This window comes from Alphaproteobacteria bacterium GM7ARS4 (assembly GCA_014332745.1).
Classification (GTDB): Bacteria; Pseudomonadota; Alphaproteobacteria; order GM7ARS4; family GM7ARS4; genus GM7ARS4.
Map to the genome: position 1 here is coordinate 1 of JACONL010000010.1, position 8,011 is coordinate 8,011.

The following is an 8,011-nucleotide window of genomic DNA, read 5'->3' on the forward strand; positions in this document are numbered from 1 at the left end:
GCCCCCTTGCTTCCAGCTCATCCGTCCCTTGCTTGCAACAGCACAATAGCACATCGTCATGGGCGATGCCATATTCTTGTGCCTGTGATGTCTCGGGTGTTCGTCCATGTCGGCTCTGCACCTGCTGGGAGGGACACGACATGGCTTCCCCACTGCTCAACATGCGCTCGCGCAATGACGGGAACAGGCGTCCCACAGGCTGGCACGGGATAGCCATCCTCTAAAAAAATAATCAGGCTCGCCTTGCGACATGCCGTGGGAAGAGCTGAGGGAAGGCTCACAATAGACACCACATGCCCATGCGCACGATAGACACACGCCTCGCTATCACAACGAAGGGGCGCGTTATCATCCCCGCTATCACGTCTGTCATCCCATAACAAAAAATCCTTGTCGCCATCACCATAGGCTTGCAACCACTGCTCTCGCTCCCACCCATTATGCTTAGACGATAGCACCCATTGTCTCTCACCCCTCGTATCGCGCAAAGCCACAACACGCCCATCACCGCTTATCCATATGTCTGGCGTATCGTCCTGTGCTATCAGCACAATGGCACATAGCCACAACAGGATAGCGGGAAGCACGCTCACCCTCTCCCACAAGGCAAGCCATAAAAAGCCACAGACAAAAAGAAGCATGGACATCACGGGAAGAGGCGCCACAACCATAGACGCCCTAGGTAACGTGATGACATACCGCGCCCACTCGATCATCCACGTAATCCCCTGTGCCATCACGCTCAGAAAAACGCCGTGAAGGTCGAGCGCCATCGCTGGCAAGGACAGAATACCAATAGGCATGATCCAAAAAGCCGTCAGCGGTACCGCCACCATGTTCGCTAACACGCCATAGGCAACGACATGGTGAAAGTGATAGGCCACCAAAGGCATGGTCGCTGCCCCCGCCACCAATGTCGTCACAAACACCGCTCCCATATAGCGCCTGATAACACGGATAGGGGCGGACGCCCATAACACCGCCACAGGACAACGCGCGCCTTTCTCCTCTTCATGCCCATCGCCCTCATAGACGATATAACGCCGACTATGCTCGTAATACGCCACAAGGGCAAGAGCTGCCGCAAAGGACATTTGAAAGCCGACATCAATGACGGCGTAAGGCTCTCTTATGATAATGACAACCGCTGCCCAACCTATCGTATACAAAGAAAAGGCGCGCCTATCCAAGAGAATGGCAAGAAAAACAAAACTCACCATAATAAAAGCGCGGGTTGTCGGTAGACTCGCCCCCGTCACAAAAAGATAGAGAAAACCAACACACCACGCCAAACAGGCCGCCAATTTACGCACATCAACGAAAGACGCCCAACGCCATAACGTTAACGTCTTCCACAACAGCAAAAAGACAAAACCCGTCACAAGACCCATATGCAACCCCGACAACGCCAGCAAATGGGCAAGACCCGCCAAACGCATCACATGCCACACCTCTTCATCGATACGCCCCCTGCTCCCTAAGAGCAACGCTGCGGCGACCTCCCGACCATCACCATCAAGGGACGCGCGTATCTTCTCTAGAAGAACGCTATGTGCGTCCCGCAACGCCCCACGCCACCCCATATCAGGCGGCGCATCCTCCTGAATATCCAGAATGCCAAAACTATAGCCAAACGCCCCAATACCTTGAAACCATGCCTTACGCATAAAATCAAACCCCCGCGGATAAGCAGGCATGGACGGCGGAAACAACTGACCACGACCAGAAACACGCATGCCCACACGATAAATATCCTCCTCCACAAAGCCACGCATACGCACGCGCACCTTTGATGGCGCGACAACATCACCCTTATGACGAGACATGATGACCACATCAGACAGCACAAAACGCCAACCATCCTTATAGCCCTCCTTGTGAACAATCGTCCCCTCAAAAGACACAACGCCCTTTGGCACATCAAAAAAGGGAGCGACATGGGTATGGACATGGAACAACACACTCGCCATGCCACACGCCATGCCACCAATCACAACAAGACAAAACAGGAAAAACGCACGCAAGAACGCACTATAGAGGCGCACGAAAAAAAGAACGCACCCTACGACCAAGAGACTCACAACGACATGCCACGAAGGCTCTTCATCCACAAGAAAATACACGCCCGCCCCACCGACCATGCCAACAATGAACCACAGAGGATACACAAGATGTTGCGCCGCGAAAAAATCCTCAAAACGACTCACAAAGAAAAAGACCTTGAGAGACAAGGCGCGCACGCGATAACCAAAAGATTTTCTCAGAACCATGCTCATCCTTCTTGCATGAAAGGCATATCCCCCGCTATACTCTACCCCATGCCTGTCATCACACGCTTTGCTCCAAGTCCAACCGGATTCCTCCATATCGGAGGAGCACGCACAGCCTATTTTAACTGGCTTGTCGCACGCCATCATAAGGGAAAATATCTCGTACGTATCGAGGATACAGACAGAGAGCGCTCGACAACACAAGCCGTGCGCGCCATCCTCGACGGATTGACATGGCTGGGACTCACCCCAGACGAAAAACCCCTCATACAATCCACACGCATCAACGAACACAAAAACATCGCACATACGCTCTATCAAGCAGGAAAAGCCTATCAATGCTACCTGTCAGAGCAAGAACTGAACGCCCAACGACAACAAGCAAAACAAGAAGGAAGACCATTTCGCACACAGAGCCCATGGCGCGATGCGCCAAACGCACAACCACCAACAGACAGACAACCCGTCTTGCGCTTGAAAGCGCCACGCATAGGAACAACGCGCATACACGACCTCATCCAAGGTGTCGTGCGCGTCGACAATGCGACCCTTGACGACATGGTGCTGTTACGAAGCGATGGGACACCAACCTACATGCTCTCTTCTGTCGTCGACGACCACGCCATGGGCATTACCCATATCATCAGGGGCGATGACCATCTCACAAATAGTTTCCGCCAATACCACATCTATGACGCATGCCAGTGGCATACGCCTCAATGGGCGCATATGCCTCTGCTCCATGGAAGCGATGGGAAAAAACTCTCGAAACGACATGGCGCATTGAGCGTCATGGCATGGAAAGAACAAGGCTACCTTGCTGATGCCATGCTCAACTATTTGTTGAGATTGGGCTGGGCGCATGGCAATCAAGAAATCATACCAAGAGAGCATGCCATTGACCTCTTCGACATCACACATGTCGGCCGTAGCGCCGCACGTTTCGATATGGCAAAACTCAACCATATCAACGAACATTATATGCGTTGCCTCGAGGAAACATCCCTCTATGCTCATGTCCGTCCCTTCCTACCGCACGACATAACAGACGAAGAAAAAACACGCATTCAAGCGGGACTCACAGACGCCAAACAACGTAGCCATACCCTACGGGCTATGGCAGAACAGATGACGTTCTATATTGACGGCGCTTACACGCTCTCAAAGGAAGCAACCGCATGCTTGGAAAAAACAAGGGATGACATTAAAGCGCTCATCACCTATACATTAGAGAAAGGCTCTCCGTGGCACGCGGAAACATTAGAGGGGATGTTACGCCTTGAGGCGGGAAAACGTGGCATACCTCTCAAAGATGTCGCTCAGCCATTGCGCTCAGCGCTCACTGGACATATCGTCTCTCCTCCTCTCTTTCACGTCATGGAAAGACTCGGACGAACCACATGCCACGCACGTTGGAAACACGCCCTGTGCCATACAGAGCATGCGCACCAACAACAGGCATCACCATCCCTATAACAAACACCCCAAGCACACACAGACAATTCCCAGCAAAAGACCCCATGGACGCAAAGACACAACAACACAAGGACGAATTGCTCCTCATCCATAAGAAACAAGGGAAAGAATGGACACTTCCCCTCATCGAGGGGCATATGGGGCCCGCCGTCATCGATATTGGCGCCCTTTACCGTGAGAGCGGCTATTTTACTTATGACCCAGGATTCACATCAACGGCAAGTTGCCGTTCCGCCATTACATATATCGATGGCGAAAGAGGTATCTTGCTCCATCGAGGCTACCGTATCGAAGAACTCGCACGCCATAGCGACTATCCTGAATTATGCTACCTCCTATGGTTTGGGGAACTCCCTAACGCTCAACAGAAAGAGCAATTCCTCCATAGCCTCACTTACCATACGATGGTCCATGAGCAAGTCAGGTCGTTCTTCAGCGGCTTCAGGCGAGACGCACACCCTATGGCCATTCTTGTGGGGGTGGTAGGCGCTATCTCTGCCTTTTATACCGATAAAGAATATGATTTTTCCTCAGATGAAGGACGATGGGTGGCGGTGAGCCGCCTCCTCGCCAAACTCCCTACCATCGCCGCCATGGCCTACAAATACGCGCTGGGACAGCCTTTCGTCTACCCAAGAAATGACCTCAGCTATGCTGAAAACTTCCTCTATATGATGTTCTCGAACCCATGTGAGACATGGACAATCCCCCCCAATCATATCAAAGCGATGGACCAACTGCTTATCCTCCATGCTGACCATGAGCAAAATGCATCGACATCAACCGTGCGGCTCGCTGGCTCGTCTGGCGCACACCCCTTCGCCTGTGTGGCCGCGGGAATCGCATCCCTCTGGGGAAAAGCCCATGGCGGCGCCAATGAAGCCGTCTTGCGCATGCTCCAAGAGATCGGCTCGGTAGAACGCATCGACCAATTCATCGAACGCGCACGGAATAAGGATGATCCCTTTCGACTCATGGGATTCGGACATAGAGTCTATAAAAACACCGACCCAAGAGCACAAGTCTTACGCCATCTCTGTATGGACGTTGTCGGCGAACGCACACGCGGCCATACCGACCCCCTCCTTGAACTCGCACAAGAACTGGAAAAAAGAGCCTTGAAAGACGACTATTTTATTCAACGCCATCTCTTCCCCAATGTCGATTTCTACTCAGGCATACTCCTACGCGCTCTGGGATTCCCAACAACCATGTTCACCGTCTTTTTTGCCGTCGCCCGCACCGTCGGATGGATCGCGCAATGGAAAGAAATGACCGAAGACGACAACAGCAAAATCAATCGACCACGCCAACTCTATGTAGGCAAAAAAGAACGCCCCTTTGTCCCTATAGAAAAACGCCACAGAAAAAAATAACAAAGACTCGAGAAAACAAACAATGATTCGCAAACCCTCAAAGAAAATGATTCTCGCCCTGCCTAAAGGACGATTGCTCAGCGATATAGAGTCCCTGCTCGCCAGAGCCGATATACACCCCGAAACAGCCTTCTACGACCATGACGGGCGACAATTTCGCTTTACAACGAATATCCCCGACCTCGATATTATTCGAGTCCGCGCCTTCGACGTTGCCACATTCGTCGCCTTTGGCGTCGCACAAATCGGTATCGTCGGCTTGGATGTCTTGCTCGAATTCGAATATCCTGAAATCTACATGCCCCTAGACCTCAACATAGGACATTGCCGTTTGTCGTTGGCAAAACATAAGGGAAGCAACACAACACTGCAAGAAGGACAACTCCACACATCCATCTCCATTGCCACAAAATACCCACAATTGACAAAACGCTATTGCGCACAACGCAATGTGCGCACAGAATGCATAAAACTCAACGGCGCCGTGGAACTCGCCATCAATCTGGGATTATGTGAGTGCATCGTCGATTTAGTCTCCACAGGAAGCACATTGAAAAAAAATGACCTCGTAGAAGTCGAAACCATCGCCCACGTCACATCACGCCTCATTGTCAACCGCAATGCCCTCAAAACCAACCACGACTCCCTTGACGCCCTCATGGAACGTTTCGAAAAAGCAACCCCACACCATAACGCCATCGAACACACCGCCTAGTGTGATACGCCCATGCCCATACGTCTCGACATCAACGATAAGGATTTCCATCAACGCATGGAACAACTCGTCCATCACCGACGCGACACCCACCATGAGGTGGAACAAGACGTACGGCGTATCATTGACGATGTGAAAGCCCACGGCGACGACGCCGTCATAAAATATACCCAACAATGGGACGACAAACACATGACCATCGAGACGATGCGTATCAGCCAGCAGGCGTGTCGCACAGCCCTCGAGTCCATCAGCACAGAGCAAAGACATGCCCTCGACCATGCCATCCAACGTATTCGCACCTACCACGAAGCCCAGACGCCACAAGACTATGAAACCACAGACGCCCATGGCATCGTTTTAGGAATGCGCTGGCGTCCCATCGAACGCGTGGGGCTGTATATCCCCGGAGGAACGGCAGCATACCCAAGCTCCCTGTTGATGAATGCCATACCCGCCCAAGTTGCTGGCGTCAAAAATGTGATCAGTGTTGTGCCATGTCCCCAAGGGCAAACGAACCCCCTTGTCTTGGCAGCAGCATCCCTCCTCGACATCACGGACATCTATCGTGTCGGCGGCGCTCAAGCCATCGCCGCCCTCGCCTATGGCACGCAAACAATACCAAAAACAGATAAAATCGTTGGCCCCGGCAATCAATATGTGGCAGAAGCAAAAAGACGCGTGTTTGGCGTTGTCGGTATCGACATGATCGCAGGTCCCAGCGAAGTCGTCATCGTCGCCGATAAAACAGCCCACGCCCCATGGGTTGCCATCGACCTCTTGGCACAAGCCGAACATGACGAAAACGCACAATCCATCGTCATAACAGATGATAAAACATTATGCCAACAGGTCGAACACGCCGTCGAAGAACAGCTAAGAACATTGCCTCGCGCTGGAATCGCAAAAAAAAGCTGGGAGAAGCACGGAGCGCTCATCCTTGTCAATAACCTCGCCAGTGACGCGCCAACGCTCATCGACCAATTGGCTGGCGAACATCTTCAATTAGAAATGGACAACCCCGCATCTTTTATGCAAAAGATACGCTATGCTGGGTCCATCTTTTTAGGACATCACACACCAGAAGCCATAGGCGACTATATCGGAGGGCCAAATCATGTCCTGCCAACATCGCGCTCGGCGCGCTTCTCCTCAGGCTTGAGTGTGTATGATTTTCTCGTGCGCAACAGCTATATGGCATGCAACGCTCAGACGATCCACGCTTTAGGAAAAGATGCCGTAACACTGGCAGAAGCAGAGGGACTCGATGCCCATGCGCGCTCGGTCAACATGCGTCTCAACAACGCACCAACACATAAATCACAACAAGAGGTCTAACGTGCCAAGAGAAGAACTGATGGAATTTACAGGTGTCGTGACGGATTCACTCCCCAACGCCACATTCAGGGTGAAACTGGATAATGGCCACGAAATCCTTGCCCATACCGCCGGCAAAATGCGTAAACATCACATACGCGTCTTTACAGGCGACAAGGTGACCGTAGAAATGACACCCTACGATCTCACAAAGGGACGCATTATCTTCCGTCAAAAGTAACGACATCCTTGCCCCCAGAAAGGGTATACCAACGGGGTATGCCGTGCGGGGATAATGTGGGGACAATGTAGGAAACATGTGGAAAAATATGCCACCAAGACCATCGCTTATCCTCGCATCACGCTCGAAAACGCGCCACGCCCTCATCAAACATCTCACCCTTCCCCTCGCCATCACATGCCAAGCAAGTGGCATACAAGAAAAATACCCCCCACAGGATGTCCCATCACGCCTCGCCATGCATTGGGCAAAGGCAAAAGCGCGCGCCATGCATGAGAGAAAAACAAAAGAAGACCCCCATGCGCTATGCTTCATTCTCGCTGCCGATACAGTCGTCTCTCGCGGGAAACACATCATGGGAACGCCTACCCACGAGGAAGAAGCCCATGCCATGCTTCAACGACTCGATGGCAGACGCTTTACAGTCACAACAGCACTCCACGTCATCAATCCGCATGGACAAGACTACACAACAAAGGCACAAACACATATCACCTTTGGACGTTTGGGAACGAAAAAACGCACCGCCTATCTCAGCACGTCATGCTGGCGTCACAGAGCCGCCGGCCTCGACCTCGCATGCCATGCATCACCCTTTATCCGTTCCATGACAGGA

The 8,011-nt window shown here is 52.1% G+C and carries 7 protein-coding genes; 6 read left to right on the forward strand and 1 reads right to left on the reverse strand.

Going from position 1 to position 8,011, the window contains the following annotated elements; translation table 11 throughout:
* Positions 1 to 56: 56 nt before the first annotated feature.
* Positions 57 to 2,270: a ComEC/Rec2 family competence protein gene (locus GDA54_06185; GenBank protein MBC6497887.1), complete on the reverse strand. Its 2,214-nt coding sequence runs from the start codon at positions 2,268 to 2,270 to the stop codon at positions 57 to 59.
* A 48-nt stretch (positions 2,271 to 2,318) separates the two neighbouring features.
* Between GDA54_06185 and GDA54_06190 the strand changes: the two genes are divergently transcribed.
* From GDA54_06190 to GDA54_06215, 6 genes are all read left to right on the forward strand, one after another.
* On the forward strand, positions 2,319 to 3,746 hold the full coding sequence (locus GDA54_06190; GenBank protein ID MBC6497888.1) for a glutamate--tRNA ligase: 1,428 nt from the start codon (positions 2,319 to 2,321) through the stop codon (positions 3,744 to 3,746).
* A gap of 44 nt (positions 3,747 to 3,790) precedes the next feature.
* A complete protein-coding gene (locus tag GDA54_06195; protein MBC6497889.1) occupies positions 3,791 to 5,122 on the forward strand; it encodes a citrate synthase in 1,332 nt (443 codons plus the stop codon).
* A gap of 22 nt (positions 5,123 to 5,144) precedes the next feature.
* Positions 5,145 to 5,837, forward strand: a complete 693-nt coding sequence (locus tag GDA54_06200; protein ID MBC6497890.1) for an ATP phosphoribosyltransferase — start codon at positions 5,145 to 5,147, stop codon at positions 5,835 to 5,837.
* Positions 5,838 to 5,849: 12 nt separating this feature from the next.
* Complete coding sequence (gene hisD, locus GDA54_06205) at positions 5,850 to 7,175, forward strand: histidinol dehydrogenase (GenBank protein MBC6497891.1); 1,326 nt, start codon at positions 5,850 to 5,852, stop codon at positions 7,173 to 7,175.
* A gap of 1 nt (position 7,176) precedes the next feature.
* Entirely contained in the window at positions 7,177 to 7,395 is a 219-nt protein-coding gene (infA, locus tag GDA54_06210; protein ID MBC6497892.1) for a translation initiation factor IF-1, read from the forward strand.
* Between the two features lie 88 nt (positions 7,396 to 7,483).
* Positions 7,484 to 8,011, forward strand: a 528-nt coding sequence (locus tag GDA54_06215) for a Maf family protein (protein MBC6497893.1), incomplete at its 3' end; no start/stop codon positions are given.

Excerpts from the sequence above, each read along its gene's own strand:
- GDA54_06185 (MBC6497887.1), bottom strand. The coding sequence starts at position 2,270 with ATGGTTCTGAGAAAATCTTTTGGTTATCGCGTGCGCGCCTTGTCTCTC.
- GDA54_06190 (MBC6497888.1), top strand. The coding sequence starts at position 2,319 with ATGCCTGTCATCACACGCTTTGCTCCAAGTCCAACCGGATTCCTCCAT.
- GDA54_06195 (MBC6497889.1), top strand. The coding sequence starts at position 3,791 with ATGGACGCAAAGACACAACAACACAAGGACGAATTGCTCCTCATCCAT.
- GDA54_06200 (MBC6497890.1), top strand. The coding sequence starts at position 5,145 with ATGATTCGCAAACCCTCAAAGAAAATGATTCTCGCCCTGCCTAAAGGA.
- hisD (MBC6497891.1), top strand. The coding sequence starts at position 5,850 with ATGCCCATACGTCTCGACATCAACGATAAGGATTTCCATCAACGCATG.